Annotated in this window: 22 protein-coding genes and 1 tRNA gene; 13 read left to right on the top strand and 10 right to left on the bottom strand. The window is 56.9% G+C overall.

Annotation, left to right across the window (positions count from 1 at the left end; genetic code table 11):
- Window positions 1-32: 32 nt before the first annotated feature.
- The 9 genes from AVO44_RS06835 to AVO44_RS06795 all read left to right on the top strand — a co-directional run bounded on the left by AVO44_RS06835 (window position 33) and on the right by AVO44_RS06795 (window position 7747).
- Window positions 33-1676 carry a CTP synthase gene (locus AVO44_RS06835; protein WP_068334434.1) on the top strand — a complete coding sequence of 548 codons (1644 nt, stop codon included), beginning with the start codon at window positions 33-35 and terminating at the stop codon, window positions 1674-1676.
- Between the two features lie 104 nt (window positions 1677-1780).
- The gene (locus AVO44_RS06830; protein ID WP_068334431.1) at window positions 1781-2554 is read left to right on the top strand and encodes an isocitrate lyase/PEP mutase family protein; all 774 of its coding nucleotides are present in this window, start codon (window positions 1781-1783) and stop codon (window positions 2552-2554) included.
- Window positions 2555-2676: 122 nt separating this feature from the next.
- Complete coding sequence (locus AVO44_RS06825; RefSeq protein ID WP_068334428.1) at window positions 2677-3126, top strand: tellurite resistance TerB family protein; 450 nt, start codon at window positions 2677-2679, stop codon at window positions 3124-3126.
- A gap of 20 nt (window positions 3127-3146) precedes the next feature.
- Window positions 3147-3584 carry a tellurite resistance TerB family protein gene (locus AVO44_RS06820; protein ID WP_068334425.1) on the top strand — a complete coding sequence of 146 codons (438 nt, stop codon included), beginning with the start codon at window positions 3147-3149 and terminating at the stop codon, window positions 3582-3584.
- Window positions 3581-4312 carry a phosphate/phosphite/phosphonate ABC transporter substrate-binding protein gene (locus tag AVO44_RS06815; protein ID WP_068334422.1) on the top strand — a complete coding sequence of 244 codons (732 nt, stop codon included), beginning with the start codon at window positions 3581-3583 and terminating at the stop codon, window positions 4310-4312. Before AVO44_RS06820 ends, AVO44_RS06815 begins: the two co-directional genes overlap by 4 nt.
- A gap of 147 nt (window positions 4313-4459) precedes the next feature.
- Window positions 4460-5236, top strand: coding sequence for an ABC transporter ATP-binding protein (locus AVO44_RS06810; protein ID WP_068334421.1), 777 nt, complete (start codon window positions 4460-4462; stop codon window positions 5234-5236).
- A 33-nt stretch (window positions 5237-5269) separates the two neighbouring features.
- Window positions 5270-5983 carry a transporter substrate-binding domain-containing protein gene (locus tag AVO44_RS06805; protein ID WP_068334420.1) on the top strand — a complete coding sequence of 238 codons (714 nt, stop codon included), beginning with the start codon at window positions 5270-5272 and terminating at the stop codon, window positions 5981-5983.
- 73 nt (window positions 5984-6056) lie between these two features.
- A complete protein-coding gene (locus AVO44_RS06800) occupies window positions 6057-6944 on the top strand; it encodes an ABC transporter permease (protein ID WP_068334419.1) in 888 nt (295 codons plus the stop codon).
- Entirely contained in the window at window positions 6941-7747 is an 807-nt protein-coding gene (locus tag AVO44_RS06795) for an ABC transporter permease (protein ID WP_068334415.1), read from the top strand. Before AVO44_RS06800 ends, AVO44_RS06795 begins: the two co-directional genes overlap by 4 nt.
- 104 nt (window positions 7748-7851) lie before the next feature.
- Here AVO44_RS06795 and AVO44_RS06790 read toward each other — a convergent pair.
- Both AVO44_RS06790 and AVO44_RS06785 read right to left on the bottom strand, forming a co-directional pair.
- Window positions 7852-7928, bottom strand: a tRNA-His gene (locus AVO44_RS06790).
- A 47-nt stretch (window positions 7929-7975) separates the two neighbouring features.
- Window positions 7976-8458, bottom strand: a complete 483-nt coding sequence (locus AVO44_RS06785; RefSeq protein ID WP_068334413.1) for a GNAT family N-acetyltransferase — start codon at window positions 8456-8458, stop codon at window positions 7976-7978.
- Between the two features lie 77 nt (window positions 8459-8535).
- Between AVO44_RS06785 and AVO44_RS06780 the strand changes: the two genes are divergently transcribed.
- On the top strand, window positions 8536-8724 hold the full coding sequence (locus AVO44_RS06780) for a DUF6324 family protein (protein WP_068334412.1): 189 nt from the start codon (window positions 8536-8538) through the stop codon (window positions 8722-8724).
- A gap of 3 nt (window positions 8725-8727) precedes the next feature.
- Here AVO44_RS06780 and AVO44_RS06775 read toward each other — a convergent pair whose 3' ends face one another.
- The 6 genes from AVO44_RS06775 to AVO44_RS06750 form a co-directional block, all read right to left on the bottom strand.
- Window positions 8728-9159, bottom strand: coding sequence for an MmcB family DNA repair protein (locus tag AVO44_RS06775; RefSeq protein WP_068334409.1), 432 nt, complete (start codon window positions 9157-9159; stop codon window positions 8728-8730).
- 671 nt (window positions 9160-9830) lie between these two features.
- Complete coding sequence (locus AVO44_RS06770) at window positions 9831-10127, bottom strand: hypothetical protein (protein WP_068334408.1); 297 nt, start codon at window positions 10125-10127, stop codon at window positions 9831-9833.
- A 59-nt stretch (window positions 10128-10186) separates the two neighbouring features.
- Window positions 10187-10669, bottom strand: coding sequence for a transcription antitermination factor NusB (gene nusB, locus AVO44_RS06765; RefSeq protein ID WP_068334406.1), 483 nt, complete (start codon window positions 10667-10669; stop codon window positions 10187-10189).
- Window positions 10666-11217 carry a 6,7-dimethyl-8-ribityllumazine synthase gene (locus tag AVO44_RS06760; RefSeq protein WP_068334405.1) on the bottom strand — a complete coding sequence of 184 codons (552 nt, stop codon included), beginning with the start codon at window positions 11215-11217 and terminating at the stop codon, window positions 10666-10668. The genes nusB and AVO44_RS06760 overlap by 4 nt, the downstream gene beginning before the upstream one ends.
- A 2-nt stretch (window positions 11218-11219) precedes the next feature.
- Window positions 11220-12341, bottom strand: a complete 1122-nt coding sequence (gene ribB / locus AVO44_RS06755) for a 3,4-dihydroxy-2-butanone-4-phosphate synthase (RefSeq protein WP_068334404.1) — start codon at window positions 12339-12341, stop codon at window positions 11220-11222.
- Between the two features lie 102 nt (window positions 12342-12443).
- On the bottom strand, window positions 12444-13031 hold the full coding sequence (locus AVO44_RS06750; protein ID WP_068334400.1) for a riboflavin synthase: 588 nt from the start codon (window positions 13029-13031) through the stop codon (window positions 12444-12446).
- Window positions 13032-13168: 137 nt separating this feature from the next.
- Between AVO44_RS06750 and AVO44_RS06745 the strand changes: the two genes are divergently transcribed.
- The 3 genes from AVO44_RS06745 to AVO44_RS06735 all read left to right on the top strand — a co-directional run bounded on the left by AVO44_RS06745 (window position 13169) and on the right by AVO44_RS06735 (window position 17687).
- Entirely contained in the window at window positions 13169-14467 is a 1299-nt protein-coding gene (locus AVO44_RS06745) for a capsule biosynthesis protein (RefSeq protein WP_068334398.1), read from the top strand.
- 92 nt (window positions 14468-14559) lie between these two features.
- A complete protein-coding gene (locus AVO44_RS06740; protein WP_068334396.1) occupies window positions 14560-15690 on the top strand; it encodes a polysaccharide biosynthesis/export family protein in 1131 nt (376 codons plus the stop codon).
- Window positions 15690-17687, top strand: a complete 1998-nt coding sequence (locus tag AVO44_RS06735; protein ID WP_068334395.1) for a capsular polysaccharide biosynthesis protein — start codon at window positions 15690-15692, stop codon at window positions 17685-17687. Before AVO44_RS06740 ends, AVO44_RS06735 begins: the two co-directional genes overlap by 1 nt.
- On the opposite strand, the gene ribD is transcribed toward AVO44_RS06735, so the two are convergent.
- Window positions 17684-18784, bottom strand: a complete 1101-nt coding sequence (gene ribD, locus AVO44_RS06730; protein ID WP_082677420.1) for a bifunctional diaminohydroxyphosphoribosylaminopyrimidine deaminase/5-amino-6-(5-phosphoribosylamino)uracil reductase RibD — start codon at window positions 18782-18784, stop codon at window positions 17684-17686. The genes AVO44_RS06735 and ribD overlap by 4 nt on opposite strands.
- Window positions 18781-19251, bottom strand: a complete 471-nt coding sequence (gene nrdR / locus AVO44_RS06725; protein WP_068334393.1) for a transcriptional regulator NrdR — start codon at window positions 19249-19251, stop codon at window positions 18781-18783. Before nrdR ends, ribD begins: the two co-directional genes overlap by 4 nt.
- Window positions 19252-19285: the final 34 nt, after the last annotated feature.

The raw sequence follows: 19285 nt of genomic DNA, 5'->3' as shown, positions 1-19285 counted from the left end.
ATTTTGACGTCTCACGGGAGCAGCCGAAAAACATGGCGCGTTTTATTTTCATCACCGGTGGTGTGGTTTCGTCCTTGGGCAAAGGGCTGGCTTCGGCGGCTCTGGGCGCGTTGTTGCAGGCCCGGGGATACTCGGTACGTCTGCGTAAGCTGGACCCCTATTTGAACGTGGATCCCGGCACCATGTCACCGTTTGAGCATGGCGAAGTTTTCGTGACCGATGATGGGGCCGAAACTGATCTGGACCTGGGCCACTACGAACGGTTCACCGGTGTGGCAGCGCGCAAGACCGACTCGGTCAGTTCAGGGCGGATTTATTCCAATGTACTGGAGAAGGAACGCCGCGGCGACTATTTGGGTAAAACCATTCAGGTGATCCCCCACGTCACCAACGAGATCAAGGATTTCATCGCCATCGGCGAAGATGAGGTTGATTTCATGCTGTGTGAGATTGGTGGCACCGTGGGCGATATCGAAGGTCTGCCCTTTTTCGAAGCCATCCGTCAGTTCAGCCAGGACAAGCCGCGTGGTCAGTGCATCTTTATGCATCTCACCCTGCTGCCTTATATAAAGGCGTCTGGCGAGTTGAAAACCAAGCCGACGCAGCACTCAGTAAAAGAACTGCGCTCAATTGGCTTGGCACCCGACATTCTGGTCTGCCGGTCTGAAGGCCCGATCCCACCGAAAGAGCGTGAAAAGCTGGCGCTGTTCTGCAATGTGCGCCCTGATAGTGTGATTGCTGCGCAGGACCTCAGCACGATCTACGACGCCCCGCTGGCCTATCACCGCGAAGGACTGGATCAGGCGGTACTGGATGCCTTCCAGATAAGCCCGGCCCCCAAGCCTGATCTGGCGAAGTGGGAAGACGTCAGCGACCGTATTCACAATGCCGAAGGCGAAGTGAGTGTGGCCATCGTCGGCAAATACACCCAGCTGGAAGACGCCTACAAGTCGATTGCCGAGGCTTTGACCCATGGCGGTATGGCCAACCGCGTCAAGGTCAAGGTCGAATGGGTCGATGCCGAAGTGTTTGATACCGAAGACGCCGCGCCGCATCTGGAAGGTTTCCACGCGATCCTCGTCCCCGGCGGCTTTGGTGAGCGCGGCACGGAGGGCAAGATAAAGGCCGCCCAGTATGCGCGCGAACACAAGGTCCCCTACATGGGTATCTGTCTGGGTATGCAAATGGCAGTAATCGAAGCGGCGAGAAACGCCGCCGGTATCACCGAAGCCGGGTCAGAAGAGTTCGATCACGAGGCCGGAAAGAAGCGTTTTGAACCAGTAGTTTACCATTTGAAGGAATGGGTACAGGGAAACCATACTGTCGAACGCAAAGTTGGAGACGACAAAGGCGGCACCATGCGTTTGGGCGCATACAATGCCGTACTGGCCGAGGGCTCGAAAGTGGCCGAAGTTTACGGCGGCACCAATATCGAAGAACGCCACCGGCACCGCTATGAGGTAGATATCAAGTACCGGGAAAAGCTGGAAAAAGCGGGCTTGAAATTCTCAGGCATGTCGCCTGACGGACGTCTGCCAGAGATCGTCGAATGGTCGGATCACCCGTGGTTCATCGGTGTGCAGTACCACCCCGAACTCAAATCAAAACCGTTCGACCCGCACCCCCTGTTTCGCGATTTCGTACGCGCGGCCAAGGACAGCTCTCGCCTAGTATAACGGCGGGCAAGTCACTGCATTGTGACGGTGAGCGTAAAAAGAAACTATACGTGCCCGCCGTTTCCACGGATAACTGTCGCCAACACAGCGACAGGAGGCCGGCCATGACCAAACAGATCAACCAAGCGGAGACTTTCGCCGCCCTGCACAAAAAGGGTGACCCGGTTATTTTGTACAACATCTGGGATGCAGGCAGTGCAGGTGCCGTGCGCGACGCGGGCGCCAGGGCGATTGCAACCGGCAGTGCCCCTGTTGCGATGGCACAAGGGTATGGTGACGGTCAGAACATCCCAATTGAGGCAGCCCTTGAGAATGCCCGCCGGATCGTTGCCGCAGTTGACCTGCCGGTCACACTGGATTTCGAAGGCGCGTATGCCGAAGATGAGATGGGTGTTGCGGAAAACACCCAGCGTGCGCTGGAGTCCGGCGTCATCGGCTTTAACTTCGAAGACCAAATCATTGGAACAAGTGATCTTTACGACACCGAAACTCAGGCCGCACGGGTGCGGGCGATGCGCGAAGGATGCGATGCCGCTGGCATACCGGCGTTCATCAATGCCCGTACCGACATCTTTCTGAAGGCAAAGCCCGATGCCCATAACGATGCCATGCTAAACGACGCAATCGCCAGGGCCCGAGCTTATGCTGACGCCGGTGCCAACGGTTTCTTTGCTCCGGGGCTGAGGGACAAGGACATGATTGCCAATTTGTGCGAATCAACGGACTTGCCCGTGAACATCATCGCCCTGCCCGGAACCCCTGATACGACCACACTGGCATCGCTGGGCGTAGCCCGGATCAGCTATGGTCCCGTTCCATACCGGCACATGTTGGCCTGGCTGCAGGAACAAGCGAAAGAAGCGCTTCAACAGGGGTGATTCCGCTGCAAGCGGTTCGCGCTGAGCGTGTTTCTGCCACCTTAAGGAACGGCGGAATCATTCAAGGCTATGACGAGTAGTCGATGCTTGGCGGGCCACAAAATATGGAATAACCTCAGGGCATGTTAAAGAAGTTCTTTCAGGCCCTGCGCCCACCGCAACACGACAATTTACCGGACCCGGATGCAGAGCTTGCTCTGGGTGCGCTCATGGTTCGCGTTGCGCAGGCGGACCGGGATTATAAGTTGGAAGAAATCAGCTTGATCGACAGGATTCTTGCCCGGCTCTATCAGCATAACGCGATCGAAGCCGCTAAGGTCCGCGCCACTTGCGAAAAGCTGCACGCCGCCGCGCCTGACACCGACACGTTCGGCAAATTGATCCGCGAAACCACCGACCTGCACGAACGCCTCGCGGCACTGGACGCTTTGTGGGAGATTGTTCTGGCCGATGGAAACTCGGACGAAGGTGAAATCAAAATCGTGGAAGAGGCGCGCATTGCCATGGGGTTGAGCTTTATGGACAGCCAGTCTGCACGCCAAAGGGTGCAAAGACGCTTGGAAGAGCTTTGAGCCCCATTTATATCTTACCCATGTTTAGCGATTTTCTGTCCCGGCTCACGCGGCCCGGCCCCGACCCTCTTCCCGAAGTTGACGCGCGCCTCGCGCTGACGGCACTGCTGGTCCGCATCGCCCGATCCGACAACGATTATGCCGACAGCGAAATGGCACGAATCGACCGGGTTTGCGCCGAACGCTATGGCCTTTCACCATTCGAAGCCGCCTCATTACGTGCCCGCGCCGAAGATCTTGAGGCCGAAGCCCCCGATACTGTCCGCTTCACGCGCGCAATCAAAGAAGCCGTAGCATACGACGACCGGCTGGCCGTTGTGCAGGCAATGTGGTCGGTCGCACTGGCAGATGGGCACCGTACCGGCGAAGAGGACTCGCTGTTGCGGTTGGTCGTCAGCTTGCTGGGCGTCAGTGACGTGGATTCAGCCTTGGCGCGACAGAAGGCAGCAAAATCGTGATCGCGATGTTGGGCATGTATGACATGCCCCCTTTGCAAGACGCCAACGATCGCTTTTGGGCGTTGATTCGGACTCACTTGGGCTTCGGTCCCGATCACCTGACACGTGATGCTGACATGTGGGACGTTTGGCTGAGCCCGGACCTGACCTTTACCCAGACTTGTGGCATGCCATATCGCACCCGCCTGCATGGCAAGGTGCAACTGGTTGGCACACCGGACTACGGGCTAGAGGGATGCCCGCCCGGCTACTACCGATCCATATTCCTGGCGCGAAAGGATGATCCGCGCGATTTGGACGCGCTTTCGGCTGGAACTTTTGCCTACAATGACCACCTTTCGCAATCAGGGTGGGCAGCGCCGTTGGTTCATTTGGCTGCGCTCGGACACCGTCCAAATACGACGGTTGAAACCGGTGGCCACGCGCGATCTGCCGACGCAGTGGCGAATGGCCGGGCAGATTTTGCGGCACTGGATGCGCTAACCTGGGAACTGCTCAAAACGCATTCCGACCTTTCGACCTTTTTACGCGAGGTAGACGTGACAAAACCGACACCCGCCCTGCCCTACATTACTGCCTGCGGCCAGGACGCACCGGGTATCACCCACGCTGTCCGCTCTGCAATTGACAATTTGTCAGCTTCGGACCGCAAAATGCTGCATCTTCGCGGTCTAATCAAAATTCCAGCGGGCGACTATCTGTCTGTCGCCAATCCGACACCGGATTAGCCGATCCAAACGCGAATACTGATCAATTTGGCGAGTAACATTGGCCGATTTGACTTTTTCGGTACGTATTCATGACAATTGCGCATTGCATTACCTCGATTTTTAAGCCCTAGTACCGCACCAACACCGACAACACATGGGCCACCTGTGACAGATTCCTCTCCAGTTATCGAAATCAAAAATCTACACAAAAGCTTCGGCAATCTGGAGGTGCTGAAAGGGGTCGATATTACGGCCAGACGCGGGGATGTCGTTTCGCTGATCGGGTCCTCCGGATCCGGAAAATCAACACTCTTACGCTGCTGCAATCTGCTGGAAGACAGCCAAGAAGGCGAGATACTGTTCAAGGGCGAGCCCGTGCGCTGGTCAGGTGAACGGCATAACCGCCGTCCAGCCGACCCAAAGCAGGTCATGCGCATCCGCACCAACCTGTCGATGGTGTTTCAGCAGTTCAACCTTTGGTCCCATATGACCATTCTGCAAAACGTGATGGAAGCTCCGGTGACCGTACTGGGCCGCGACCCGAAAGAGGTCGAAGACAGCGCCCGTAAATATCTCGACAAGGTCGGTATCGGCGACAAGTGCGACGTCTACCCGGCGCAATTGTCCGGCGGTCAGCAACAGCGCGCAGCCATTGCACGTGGTCTGTGCATGGAGCCCGAAGCCCTGCTTTTCGACGAGCCAACCTCGGCGCTGGACCCTGAGCTGGAACAGGAAGTGATCAAGGTGATCAAGGACTTGGCTGCCGAGGGTCGTACGATGATCATTGTGACCCACGACATGAAAATGGCGGCTGATATTTCAAGCCACGTCGTATTCCTGCACCATGGCCTGATCGAAGAAGAAGGGTCACCGAAAGATATCTTTACGTCCCCCGAATCCGAGCGACTTCGGGGCTTTCTCTCCGCCACAAAGGCGGCTTAAATTCAGGACAGAAAACTAACTGGGGAGTATCCAATGAAAAAACTGATTCTGACCACTGCAGCCCTGGCGCTTAGCGCAGGTATGGCTATGGCGGAGACCATCCGTCTGGGCACCGAGGGCGCATACGCACCTTGGAACTTTGTCAACGACGCGGGCGAGATCGACGGGTTCGAGCGTGAACTGGGCGATGAGCTGTGCAAGCGCGCCAACCTGGAATGCGAATGGGTCAAGAACGACTGGGATTCGATCATTCCTAACCTCGTTTCGGGCAACTACGACGCGATCATCGCGGGCATGTCCATCACTGACGAGCGTGATGAGGTCATCGACTTCACTCAGAACTACACGCCGCCAGATCCGTCTGCCTATGTCGCCATGTCCGATGGTGTTGACCTGTCAGGTGGCGTGATCGCGGCACAGACGGGCACCATTCAGGCTGGCTATGTCGCCGAATCCGGTGCAACTCTGGTTGAGTTTGCAAGCCCCGAAGAAACCATCGCAGCCGTGCGTAACGGCGAAGCAGACGCAGTTCTGGCCGACAAATCCTTCCTTGTGCCATTCACCGAAGATGGCTCGGGCCTTCTCTTCGTTGGCGACGAAGTACCGCTGGGCGGTGGCGTCGGCATGGGTATCCGTGAATCCGACGGTGAGCTGAAAGAAAAGTTCAACGCAGCCATTCAGTCCATGAAGGACGACGGCACCTTGAATGAGCTGATCACCAAGTGGGAAGTGTCCTCGACCTTCTAATTTTGCACGTCGCGGCGCGCCTGTCTTCCAAGGCGCGCCGCCTCTGAGCCCTTGCCCGTCAAGGAGGCCGACCATTTTTTCGTTCTGCACTGATCCCGATACTCTCGGCACGGTCCGTTGGTTTTCATGCTATCTGACCAATGGTGTGCACTGGGTGTTCTACCTGTCCTTTTTCAAGGTTTTGCTGCTTCTGGCGATCACAGCTCCGGTTGCACTTGGCTTTGGTTTCCTGGGCGCAATGGCGGCACGGTCGCATGTCCTTCCGCTCAGCCTGCTGGGTAAGGGTTATATCGCCATCGTGCGCGGCGTACCGGATATTGCCTTTTTCATGTTCTTCGTGATCGCGCTGGATCAAGCGTTCGAATGGACACGGCACCAAATTCTCTGCCCCGAATGGACCGACCCAATCCGGCAAGGCAATGACTTCATTGTGTGCCAAGCCGCGAAACTGCCACTAGGCAGCGCACCGGAATGGGTTCACGAAACCTACGGGTTCTTTCTGGCCGTCATTACTTTTTCCATCGTTTTTGGTGCTTTTGCCGCCAATGTTCTGTTCGGCGGTATGCGCGCCGTGCCCCATGCACAGCTGGAAACGGCCGAGGCTTACGGCATGACCCGCCGCCAAACATTCTGGCGCATTCTCGTGCCGCAAATGTGGGTCTATGCCCTACCCGGCCTGTCGAACCTGTGGATGGTGTTGATCAAAGCAACGCCACTGCTGTTCCTGCTTGGGATCGAAGATATCGTCTATTGGGCACGCGAACTGGGTGCCTTCAAAAACCCGCGGTTCACCCAATACCCGCATGGCGACTGGCGCATGTGGTACTTCCTAGGCCTGCTTGTGTTCTACCTAGGCATGACCCGCGTCTCAGAAATTACTTTGGAAAAGCTGATGCGGCGCTTATCCCACGGACAAGCAACCTCGGGCGGTGAGTTGCTGCGCAAGGAGACAACCGCATGAGCTGCTTGCAAACAATCCAGGACTACGCTCTGCGCTCAGTCGGTATTGGCGAACGTCTTTTGCCAGCGAACGATTTTACCCTTTGCCAGCAGTTCACCCTTATTGGCTCGGGTATGATCTGGAACATCTATTTCGGGATTATGGCGCTTGCGACCGGGTTTTTTCTGGCCACTGCCCTTGCTCTTGGCAAGGCATCCACGAACTTATGGCTGCGCAAACCGTCGGAGTGGTTCATTTTCCTGTTTCGGGGCTCTCCGCTGTTCATTCAGTTCTTCTTTGCCTACTTTTTCTTCCTGTCACTCAAGCAGAGCTTCCCCTTCCTCGACGCACTTACGTCTGCATGGCTGGGTGCTTTGATCGTGTTGTTCTTTAACACTGCGGCCTACTCGGGTGAGATTTTCTATGGCGCGCTGCGCTCAATCCCAAAGGGCGATATCGAGGCCGCAGATGCCTATGGTATGACGGGCTGGTCACGGTTCCGCCGCATAATCTGGCCAACAATGCTGCGCCTGGCGTGGCCCGCTTATACGAACGAGGCGATCTTTCTGTTCCACGCCACCACGCTGGTGTTCTTCTCGGCCTTCCCTGTCTGGCAACAACGGGGCGATGCGCTGTACTACGCGGGTTACTTCGCTGACAAGACGTTCAACCCGTTCATTCCATATCCGATTCTTGCCTTCTACTTCATCCTGCTAACCTTGGTGATCATCTGGGGGTTCGGAATGGTCAACAAGCGATTGAATCGGCACCTACCCGCTGCAAAACGCAGCAAAATGAGACTCAGGCTGAATCTGGCGCGCTAATTATAGGCGCGCCAGCCGTCACTTTGCCTGATACCAAATGAATGGCAAAATGGCCAAGTTCCAAGTGGGAAAACCGCGTACTACTCAGCGTTTTTGGAGAGATTTGGTACCGCCTCCCTGGCTTGAACAGGGGACCTCTGGATCCACAATCCAGCGCTCTAACCAACTGAGCTAAGGCGGCACTTGTGAGGGGCGATGTACCGAACGCGCCCGGGGAATGCAAGGGGATTAAAGCCGAATTTTCCAGCTTTGTTCAACAAGATTGACCCCAAAGGAATGTACCGGTTTGCTGCCCAGCAAGTGCCACCCATTCGCGCGGTACAGCGCACAGGCCTCCCGGTGGCTTTCGTGGGTCCACAACTGCATTTCCGCGTATCCCGCGCCACGCGCGAACCCTGTACAGGCGTCCAACAGCCGCTTTCCCAGTCCCTGCCCTCGTGCCTCTGGCACCAACAGGAAAAGCCGCAGCTTTGCGGTTTGTTCGTCAAGCTTCACACAAAAGATGCTGCCAAGCCTTTGCCCTTCGTGTTCCGCAATCCAACCCCGTTCGCACGTCGGATCATGGCCGGAAGCAAAGTCATCGAGGATTTGCCCGACCAAGGTACCGAACGAAGCATCGAACCCTTCGGCCTGCGCGTAAAGCGTGCCGTGTCGCTCAACCAACCAAGGTACATCGGACGCGTAAAAAGGTCTGATCTGAACGTCTTTCATACTGCACCAAACCTCAAACGCAGCTTGATTCTCAACCCTTTCAAGGTTAGCAAAAACGCTCAGTCCCGGAGGCGAAAATGGGTATCAACACCGAACGCGACATTCAGGCCAACTTGCAGATCGGCCCAACGGATCAGGGCATGATACGTCTTTTCATCGAGGCGGACGGCATTGAAATTCCCATGGATTTCGATCCTGAGGAAGCTGAAGAAATCGCAGACGAAATCCGCGCAGCCGCGCAAGCCGCCCGGGCTGTGAAGGGCTGACCTTTAAACCCGGGGATCGCGCAGGGCCTGCAATCTGCGTGCAGCATCGGTTGCAAATTTCTGCATCATCTTTTTGCGCCTGGCTGGAGCAACCTTGTCCTCGGGCGCCATACGCACAATTTCCGCGTCATACGCATCAGCAATGATCAGCCCGGTTTCTGCAGGCAGAAGATCCGTCGGAAAGTCTGTATCGACCGCCCAGAAAAACCGATCACACCACTCAAGATACCCCTGCCACTTGGAATCGGCCTGATAGTCCGCCCGACTTGACTTGCACTCAATCACCCAAAGTTCGCCCTTTGGGCCTAAGCCCATCACGTCCACGCGCAACCCACGTGCTGGAACGAATTCCTCAACCGAAACAAAACCGTGCGCCCAAAGGTGGCGCGCAACACCGCGTGCCAGTTTCTGTCCGGGTTGCATGTCAAGCATCATCCAGAAATTGTGAACAATTAGAGAACAAATCTCAAGCCCCTAATTTCGGCAGTGTAGCAGTTGCAACGCGGGCACACAGAGTGTTGCCACTCCGGTCCATAGGTAACATGCCGCCGTCAAGCGATGCAGCAGTGCATAGCTAGAATGAATGATCGGTCATAATTGCCTTCAAGCACTCAAAATTTGGACGATGGTCAGGAGCTAAATTTACCTTTTTGAAGCATTGGACTAATTGCTGTCCGTAGTTTGTGCCATAGGCCAACATATTCCCCCAGCTTAGGCAGAGTTCTCTGGGACGATTTCAGGGCACGATCTGACCTCTGCCACTTGCACTCGACCGGCACACGCCCTAACTAGTCGCTTGGCGGGTTCTGCCCTTCTTGTGACTGGTAGCATTCTGGTGGCCTTAAGCAATTCCGAGGGGGCTGGCTCTGTTCAGGTCCTGGCCTGATTACCTGGCGCCCACCTGTACATACAGGTCCTCGGGAATCACACCGCACGGTTGATTGGTGGTCCCGCCACATTCCAAATATTATCGCACACCAATACCGTTGTGATGCAATGGCAGAGTTGCATGACACGTAGTGAGCGGCAGCGCATAAAGCCATACGGCTGCCACTAAGGCCCATGGATCAAGAGCCAATGAAAGTTTTTGGTGGTCCGTTAAAACCTCAGCTCTGCTCAACCTTCACCGGAGCGGGTTTGAAGTCGACAGCCACAGGCGTTCCGCGGCGCGGACCCTGCGGTTTTTCGGCCATATTCATGATCGCATAGGCAAATTGTACACCAGCGAACACGATCCCGTTCATGATCCAGATCATGACCAGCGCGATCATCCCAATATCCGACCCAGAGATCAGGCTGCGCAGGTTCGCAACGTTAAGCGCAAGAAGAACCCCAACAAAGATCGCTGAGATAACAAAGCCCCAGGCGGTTTGCGTAATGTATAGACGAATAAGTTTAGGCATGACGGGCCTCCTTGAAATCACAGTCCAAGGTTAGCGCATCTATTGCTGCGGTAAAGGTGTCAGAACGCCTCGGGCTTGGCTTCGCGCGCCATGTGATCCACTACCGCGTTGACAAATTTGGGTTCTTTGCCTTCCGGGAAAAAAGCGCGCGCGACATCAACGAATTCGGTGATGACGACTTTGGGTGGCGTATCGCTTTGGGTCAGTTCCGCCCCTGCCGCGCGGAACGTTGCGCGCAAGGTCGGGTCAATGCGTGCGATCGGCCATTTCGCAACCAGCGCCCGGTCGGTCATCTGGTCGATTGACGCCTGATAGTTCACCGCGTCTTCAACCAGTTTTCGGAAGACGCTGATATCACCGTCCAACATTTCCTCGCCTTCGTAGACAGCGCCGAAACGGTAATCCAGAAACTCATTCACAACCTGTTCAGTTGTCTGCCCGGATTGCTCCATTTGGAATAGTGCCTGCACGGCATAAAGCCGGGCGGCGGATTTCATCAGGCGTTTCTGGTTGGCCGGTTTCGGCGCGTCTGTCTGGGTCATGCTGTCGTGGATCCGTTGCTGTCGCCCGCCACAAGGATGGACTCGGACGGCGGTTTGAAACCTACGCCCTTTCTCGAAGCGCCCCACTTACGGCTGAGTGCGATCAGATGCAAGGCCGCAGCGGCTGCACCGCCACCTTTATTCATCTTTTTGGGGTTCGCGCGCACTTCGGCCTGACTGTCATTCTCAACGGTCAGTATGCCGTTGCCGATACACAAACCTTGCAAACCCAACAGTTGAATAGCGCGGCTCGAGTCGTTGCACACCGTTTCATAATGTGTGGTTTCGCCACGAATGACACAGCCCAGCGCGACATAGCCATCGAAATTGCACTGGCGATCCGCCATGGCGATGGCGGTTGGAACTTCCAGCGCGCCGGGTACTTCGACCACTTCGTATGAGCCGCCAGCGGCTTCGATCTCGGCTTTTGCACCGGCGATCAGGTCATCTGCGATTGCGCGGTAGAACGGTGCCACCACCAGCAACAGCTTCACTGGTTTATCAAAGCTCGGGGTCGGCAATACGCCGTGTTTGTCTTGTTCAGCCACGATCAGTCTTCCTTGAGGATGGAACGGGTGCCGACGATGGACAAGCCAAATGCGTCAAGCCCCAGATATACGGTTTTCGGCGAGTCGGTCAGCAATATCAGCTCCTGAATGCCCATCTTAGACAGGATTTGCGCACCCAGACCGGTTTGTTTGATGGTGCGGGGGCCTTCATCCTCGACCGCATACAGCGAGTTGCGCGGCTGGCGGAACAGGCAGACCACGCCGCGACCCTCTTCAGCGATCTTTTCCATCGCGCGCGGTAATTCGCGCGACGATTTTGGCCCAAGACCCAGAATATCGGGCGCTTCGTGCAGGGCATGGGTGCGGGTCAGGACCGGTTCGGGCGTTGTTATGTCGCCCTTGATCATAACAACGTGTTCGATGCCATGGGTTTGATCAGTGAAAATCCGCATTTCCCACTCGCCGCCGTATTCGGACGTAACGGTGCTGCGCGAGGTTTCGACCACCAGATTGTCGTTGCGCGCCCGGTAAGAGATCAAATCGCTGATCGTACCGATCTTCATGTCGTGTTTCTTGGCGAAGTCCACCAGATCAGGCAGGCGTGCCATAGTGCCGTCAGGTTTCATGATCTCGCAAATCACGCCCGAAGGGTTCAACCCGGCCAGGCGCGAGATGTCTACTGCGGCCTCAGTATGGCCCGCCCGCACGAGAACCCCACCCCGCTTGGCCCTTAAAGGAAAGACATGACCGGGGGTGGCGATATGCGCCATCGTGTTCTGTTCGTTGATTGCCGTCGCCACAGTCAACGCGCGATCAGCGGCCGAAATACCGGTACTGACACCCTCACGCGCTTCGATAGACACGGTAAACGCAGTTTCGTGCCGGGACGAGTTATTGACGGCCATCATCGGCAGGCCCAGCGCCTCAATTCGCTCGGCTGTCATCGGCAGACATATCAAACCGCGCCCGTGCGTGGCCATAAAGTTGATCGCCTCAGCGTCGGCGAATTCAGCCGGGATCACCAGATCGCCTTCGTTTTCGCGATCTTCGTGGTCGACCAGAATATACATCCTGCCCGCGCGCGCCTCATCGATGATGTCTTCAATCGGGCTGATCGCGTCGCGCAGGTGGGTCTCGACGGGTCCGGGATTTGCAAAGCTCATGAGGCAGTCTTTCACAGGGCACGTTTGATCGGGTGGATAGACTACCAGAGTGCCAAATGCCAGAGCACATCCGGCATCAGGTTACACCGATGCGACGTTGTTTCAGGACATCTCGGCCAAACGCGCGACGTAGCGAGCCAGAGTGTCGATCTCAAGGTTCACCCTGTCACCCACCGAAACGTCACCCCAGGTCGTGACCTCTTTGGTGTGTGGGATGAAGTTAATTCCGAAATCACAATCTTCGACATCGTTCACGGTCAGCGAGGTTCCGTTCAACGCGACCGACCCTTTCGGCGCAATGAAGCGCGCCAGTTCCTTGGGTGCACGCAATGTGACGCGGGTGCTGTCGCCTTCGTCCTGCACCGCCACCACCTCGGCCACACCATCCACATGGCCCGACACAATGTGCCCGCCCAGTTCATCACCAACCTTCAGAGCGCGCTCCAGATTGACACGCTTGCCGACCTGCCAGCTATCCAGATTGGTTTTTGAAACCGTCTCGGCGCTGATTTGAACGTCGTACCAGTCATCACCCAGCGCAATCACGGTCAGACACACACCGTCGCTGGCGATCGAGGCGCCGATATCTATGCCGGCAGTGTCATAGTCCGTTTTGATCCGGGCCCGCAGATCGCCCTTCTGATCCAGCTCGGTAACAGTGCCGATATCGGTGACGATGCCTGTAAACATTCCGCTAACCCTTAGTTCCTGATCTGGTCCAGTGTTCTCAGCCGAGGTAAGCTCATGCAGCGCGGCGGGCAAGCCCAACCTTGCCGTGAAAGGCCGAAACAGGCATATTTTCTGAACAACAGGCAAGAGCAGTACCCATGTCACCCAAAGCCACAGGCGACAAACGCCGTGTTTTCCTGTTTCTGCAGGGGCCGCATGGTCCGTTTTTCAACGGGCTTGGGCGTGTGCTTCAAGCGTCAGGAGCCAAGGTTTGGCGTGTTGGGTTCAATGCCGGGGATCAGGCGTTCTGGTTTGATAGGTCATCCTATATCCCCTACGTCGACACGCCCAATCAATGGCGGGCCACACTATCCGACCTGATTGATGCCCGAGGCATCTCGGACATCGTTCTGTACGGCGACACGCGCCCCGTTCATGCCGAAGCCGTGCAGGTCGCACGCAGTAAACAGGTCACGGTTCACGTCTTCGAAGAAGGTTATCTGCGCCCTTGGTGGGTGACATATGAACGCTTCGGCTCGAACGGCAACTCGCGTCTTATGTCACTGAACGTGGACCAGATGCGACTCGCGCTGGATCAATTCATGGCGCTATCACCCCCACCGCCGTCGCATTGGGGCGACATGCGACAACACATCTTTTACGGCGCGCTCTATCATTGGTTTGTAATGTTCCTGAACAAGCGTTACCGCAATTTTCGACGGCATCGTGATCTGCCGGTTTCCAAGGAGTTCAAACTGTATTTCAAGCGTTTGGCGCTGATGCCATTTCACCGGCTTCAACGTCACTGGGCCACAACGCGCGCGCTTGGGAACGGGAATCCCTATCATCTGGCGTTGCTGCAACTGGCGCATGACAGTTCCGTTCGGTCCCATTCCCACTATACCAGTATGGCCGATTTTCTTGAGGATGTGATTGGGGGATTTGCCAAGGGCGCCCCGCCACACCACCGACTTGTGGTGAAAGAACACCCGCTGGAAAACCACCGCGAACCCTTAAGGCGCCGTGTGCGTGAGTTGGCGCGTGCCCATGGGGTTGCAGATCGCGTGCATTATGTCCCCGGGGGCAAACTTGCCAAGCTATTGGACGGCGCAAGTTCTGCGGTGACAATAAATTCCACCGCCGGACAACAGGCCTTGTGGCGGGGTATCCCACTGCGTATTTTTGGCAGATCTGTCTACGACAAACCCGAATTCGTATCGCGCCAGCCGCTTGCAGCGTTTTTTGCAAATCCGATGCCCCCGGATCAGAACGCCTATAAAGCCTATCGACAGTTTCTTCTTAAGACGAGCCAGGTTCCGGGCGGTTTTTATTCGCGCCGCGGACGGCGGCAACTCACACGTAGCGTGGCTGATATGATGTTGAATGCAAACGATCCTTATCAATCCCTACTGGCCGAGAAAGAGGCGCTGACGACACAGTTACAGATAGTTAAGTAAAACTGGACGGTTGGCGCTAGAAGTTAGTGCGCGAACGAGTTAGACTTTGGCAAACAAAAGAATACAACAAAAAATACTGAGGATAACCGGCAGTGAAGCGTTTTCCAATCCGATGGATACGGGGGGTATCCCTTGTGGTGGCTATTGGTCTGCTGTCCGCGTGCCAGCTTCCAAAAGCAGGCCCCAACAAAAACGAGATTCTGGCAGGCTCAACCGAAAATGGCGGCAATGCTTTCGTGGTTGAGGTCGACGATCGCGTCGCAAGAGCGGCCGCGGCTATTCCCCAGTTCGGGTTCCCGAATACTTTCCGCAGCGCGCAAAGTCTGGCCGCCGACACCGTACGCGCAGGCGATGTAGTAAGCCTGACGGTCTGGGAAAACGTAGATGATGGTTTGCTGTCAAGTGAGTTGAGCTCAGCCACCGTGCTAGAGCAGGTGCAGGTCGACAGCGAAGGCTTTATCTTCGTGCCCTATGCCGGACGCATTCGGGCCGCTGGCAATACCCCAGAACAGCTGCGCCAGCTGATCACCGACAAACTGCAAGATCAAACACCGGACCCACAAGTCGAGGTGCGCCGTTTTGCAGGTGATGGAGCAACGGTTTCACTGAGCGGGGAAATCGGAGCGCCGGGACTCTATCCGATTGAGCGACCCAGCCGCACCTTGTCCGGGATGCTGTCAAGGGCCGGAGGTGTATCGCTGGGCGCGGATATCGCCCTTGTTACCCTGATCCGCGGCAATGAACGCGGAACAGTCTGGTACGACGATCTGGTCCGCGACCCCAAACTGGATGTCGCATTGCGTGGCGGGGATCGCATTCTGGTCGAGGCAGACAGCCGAACATACATCGCACTTGGGGCAACCGGTCAATCACGCGTGGCGTTTGACACGCAGGACCTGTCTGCGCTTGAGGCGCTGGCGCAAGTCGGCGGTCTGCAATCCTTGTCCTCGGACCCCACGGGGATTTTTGTACTGCGCAAGGAAAGGCAAGACATTGCCCGCGCCGTTATGGGCCGTCAGGAATTGCAGGGCGATCAGCGCATGATCTACCTTCTGAACCTCAACGCACCCAATGGGCTGTTTGTCGCAAGGGATTTCGTTATCCGCGACGACGACACGATTTACGTGACCGAAGCCCCGTACGCACAGTGGAGCAAGTCAATTTCACTGATTGCAGGGGGTTTGACGCCGGTTGCCAACGTTGCCACGCTTACGGGTGGCTGATGCAGGGTGAGCCAACAGCCGGGACACAGCGAACCCGGCTGTTTGTCTATAACGGCGGCTTTCTGACGAACCGCCGCATTCGTCGGATACTCAACCTCAAAGGCTATGACATTCGCTTGGGATTGCCCCGGGAAAACGATGTTGTTGGCATCTGGGGGAACAGCCCAACAGCCCATCGTGGCCTGGAAATAGCGGCCCGACGGAAGGTGCCCGTTCTAAAGGTCGAAGACGCCTTTTTGCGCTCATTGCATCCGGGGCGGGAAGGAGAGCCCCCTCTGGGCTTGCTGATTGATCGAACCGGCGCGCATTTTGATCCGTCGCAGCCATCGGATCTTGAAACCCTGCTGGCAACTCATCCGCTGGACGATACCGCATTGTTGAACCGGGCGCGGTACGGGGCTGAAAGGATGCGTGACCTGCATCTAAGCAAATACTCTGCCGTTGATCCGACGTTACCGCCCCCCAAGCCTGGATATGTTCTGGTGGTCGACCAGGCACGGGATGATGCCTCGGTCATTGCCAGCGCAGGAGATGACGCGCGATTTCGTGAAATGCTGGTCATGGCGCAAGAGGAAAACCCCGGCGCCCGCATTTTGATAAAGACGCACCCCGAAACCGTTGCAGGGCATCGCAGCGGTTACTTCTCGGATCAAGACTTGTCTGATCGCGTTTCATTTGTCACGACGCCCATAAGCCCATGGGCTTTGCTAGAGGGCGCAGTTGGCGTCTACACCCTTTCCTCTCAACTCGGGTTCGAGGCCATCATGGCTGGACACAAACCCCGCATATTTGGCCAACCCTTCTATGCTGGCTGGGGGCTGACGCAGGATGAGGCATTCCCTCCACGCCGACAGCGCAACCTGACTCGCGCGCAATTGTTTGCTGCGGCGATGATCCTATACCCCACATGGTACGACCCCTATCGGGACAGGCTATGCGAGTTGGAAACCGTGCTGGATACGCTCGAGGCGCAGACGCGCGCATGGCGTCAGGATTACAAGGGCTGGACCGCGTCCGGCATGCGGTTGTGGAAGCGCAAACACCTCCAACAGATGTTCGGCCGCGAGAAGAAAGTTCGATTTACCAACGCCCTTCCCGATCGGTCTGACCGTCCCCACATGGTGTGGGCCAGCCACGCCCGCGACGCCGAAGGCGCGGTTCGGATCGAGGATGGGTTCCTGCGATCCAAAGGTCTGGGTGCCAGACTGGTGCCGCCTGTTTCGTTGGCGACAGATGATTTGGGTATTTATTACGATCCGACGCAACCGAGCCAGTTGGAAGAGTGGATAGCCGCACGTGAAACCTTGCGCCCGGATCAGGAATTGCGGGCTGAACGGTTGGTGGCACAGATCATCGCGGGCGGGATTAGCAAGTACAATACTGGGGGCGCTACCCCAAATCTGCCCCAAGGACACCGTATTCTGGTCCCGGGGCAGGTCGAAGACGATGCCTCGATCCTGCTTGGCAGCTCATCAGTACGCACAAATACCGACTTGCTGCGCACCGCGCGCGAAGCAAATCCAAACGCCGTCCTGATCTACAAACCTCACCCGGATGTTGAGGCCGGACTGCGCGAAGGCAGGCCTGATGACCCAAGTCTTGCCGATGTGATTGCATCGAATACCGATCCGGCTGACTTGTTGTCTCACGTACAAGAGGTCTGGACCATCACATCCTTGCTTGGGTTCGAGGCGCTACTACGTGGGATCAGTGTGACGACACTTGGCGCGCCTTTCTATGCCGGCTGGGGGCTAACGAATGATTTGGGAACAGTGCCTGCACGACGGGGCGCACGGCCCTCTGTTCTTGGGTTGGCGCATGCCGCACTGATTGACTATCCACGATATCTGGACCCGGCCACGGGGCTACCCTGCCCTGCCGAGGTCGCCTTGCAACGCCTGTCCGAGGGATATGAGCGCAAAGGCGGCCTGTCACTTCGCCTGTTGTCCAAGCTGCAAGGTTTGTTTGCCACGCATGCAGGTTTGTGGCGGCGCTAGCGCAGCGCGCGCGCCCAACGATGCAAAATGTCCGGCCCGATGGCGCGGGCCTCGATCAGCTCAAAGCGAGGGGCCGACTCTAATCGCTCCAAACCAAGCGACCCAATGGCGGGCAAGCCCTCAGCCCCGATGGTCAGGCCCGCAGTGAAGCCGACCAGCTCATCCACAAGGTCATCGGCCAACAAAGAAGCTGCGAGCGCCGACCCTCCTTCGCAAAATACCCGTGTCAGGCCAGCCTGCCCCAATTGCTGCAACAGATCGGCAGCATCTATGTGATGTTCTTCAAGCGCACAGGGGATCAGACGGGCACCCAACCCCTCCCACGCTCGGGCACGTTCTGGGTCGGGGGACGGGCCATGACACAGCCAGACGGGCACATCAGACGCTGTTCGTGCCAGTTGGCTCATCAGGGGAATATCCAGATGGCGGGAGACGACAACCCTAACCGGCTGCGCCGAAATTCCAAGATCTCGGACCGTCAGAGACGGATCATCGGCCCTGGCGGTACCCGCTCCGACCATCACCGCATCATGACTGGCCCGCATGGCATGCACAGCCCGCCGCGCCTTGGGCCCGGTAATCCACTGGCTGTGCCCGGTTGAAGTGGCGATCCGGCCATCGAAACTGCTGGCCAGCTTGAGCGTTACAAATGGCCGACCTTGTTCTGTCTTAAGAAAGAACCCCGCATGATCGCGTGCGGCCTGTTCGGCCAGAACACCGGTAGTGACCTCAATCCCGGCTTCGCGCAACATCGCAAAGCCCTGTCCAGCCACGCGCGGATCACTGTCTTCGATTGCCGAAACGACCCGCGCCACACCCGCCTTGATCAACGCCTCGGCACAAGGGGGTGTTTTGCCGTGATGCGCACAAGGCTCAAGCGAGACATAGGCCGTTGCCCCACGCGCGGCCTCACCCGCCTGGGCCAAAGCTTGTGTTTCGCCATGTGGCCGACCACCGGGTTGCGTCCAGCCGCGCCCTACAACCCGGCCATCGCGCACAATGACGCAACCTACGGCCGGGTTCGGCCAGCACGTTCCTTGACCGCGCTGACCCAATGACAAGGCCAGCGCCATATATCGCTTATCTGTTTCGCTCACTCGTCCGTCGAAGGCTGCGGCGGTCGCAGTTCGTGGACGAACTCCTCGAAGTCATCGGCCGCCTGGAAATTCTTGTATACACTCGCAAAGCGAACATAGGCCACGGTGTCAATCCGCGCCAGAGCTTCCATCACAATCTCACCGATCTTTCTGGACGGGATATCCGTATCTCCCATGCTTTCCAGACGACGCACGATCCCGGAAATCATCTGGTCGATGCGCTCCGGGTCGATAGGACGTTTTTGCATAGAAATCCGGATTGAGCGTTCCAGCTTGTCCCTGTCAAAATCTTCGCGTTTACCGTTGGTCTTGATAACCACAAGGTCACGCAGTTGCACCCGTTCATACGTGGTAAAGCGCCCCCCGCAAGCGGGACAAAACCGACGCCTGCGGATCGCGACGTGATCCTCTGCCGGGCGTGAATCTTTGACTTGAGTGTCGATATTTCCGCAAAACGGGCAGCGCATCCGCCGTCTCCTCGTCCCTTGTTCCGCCTCTTTT

This window comes from Ruegeria profundi (assembly GCF_001507545.1).
Lineage (GTDB): Bacteria > Pseudomonadota > Alphaproteobacteria > Rhodobacterales > Rhodobacteraceae > Ruegeria > Ruegeria profundi.
This window is presented reverse-complemented; position numbering and strand designations above follow the sequence as displayed.

Coding starts and splice junctions, on each gene's coding strand:
- AVO44_RS06820 (WP_068334425.1), top strand. CDS start 3,147: ATGTTTAGCGATTTTCTGTCCCGGCTCACGCGGCCCGGCCCCGACCCT.
- ribB (WP_068334404.1), bottom strand. CDS start 12,341: ATGAGCTTTGCAAATCCCGGACCCGTCGAGACCCACCTGCGCGACGCG.
- AVO44_RS06735 (WP_068334395.1), top strand. CDS start 15,690: ATGCAGGGTGAGCCAACAGCCGGGACACAGCGAACCCGGCTGTTTGTC.
- AVO44_RS06770 (WP_068334408.1), bottom strand. CDS start 10,127: ATGCCTAAACTTATTCGTCTATACATTACGCAAACCGCCTGGGGCTTT.
- AVO44_RS06795 (WP_068334415.1), top strand. CDS start 6,941: ATGAGCTGCTTGCAAACAATCCAGGACTACGCTCTGCGCTCAGTCGGT.
- AVO44_RS06835 (WP_068334434.1), top strand. CDS start 33: ATGGCGCGTTTTATTTTCATCACCGGTGGTGTGGTTTCGTCCTTGGGC.
- AVO44_RS06805 (WP_068334420.1), top strand. CDS start 5,270: ATGAAAAAACTGATTCTGACCACTGCAGCCCTGGCGCTTAGCGCAGGT.
- nrdR (WP_068334393.1), bottom strand. CDS start 19,251: ATGCGCTGCCCGTTTTGCGGAAATATCGACACTCAAGTCAAAGATTCA.
- nusB (WP_068334406.1), bottom strand. CDS start 10,669: ATGACCCAGACAGACGCGCCGAAACCGGCCAACCAGAAACGCCTGATG.
- AVO44_RS06780 (WP_068334412.1), top strand. CDS start 8,536: ATGGGTATCAACACCGAACGCGACATTCAGGCCAACTTGCAGATCGGC.
- AVO44_RS06785 (WP_068334413.1), bottom strand. CDS start 8,458: ATGAAAGACGTTCAGATCAGACCTTTTTACGCGTCCGATGTACCTTGG.
- AVO44_RS06745 (WP_068334398.1), top strand. CDS start 13,169: ATGTCACCCAAAGCCACAGGCGACAAACGCCGTGTTTTCCTGTTTCTG.
- AVO44_RS06775 (WP_068334409.1), bottom strand. CDS start 9,159: ATGATGCTTGACATGCAACCCGGACAGAAACTGGCACGCGGTGTTGCG.
- AVO44_RS06750 (WP_068334400.1), bottom strand. CDS start 13,031: ATGTTTACAGGCATCGTCACCGATATCGGCACTGTTACCGAGCTGGAT.
- AVO44_RS06825 (WP_068334428.1), top strand. CDS start 2,677: ATGTTAAAGAAGTTCTTTCAGGCCCTGCGCCCACCGCAACACGACAAT.
- AVO44_RS06830 (WP_068334431.1), top strand. CDS start 1,781: ATGACCAAACAGATCAACCAAGCGGAGACTTTCGCCGCCCTGCACAAA.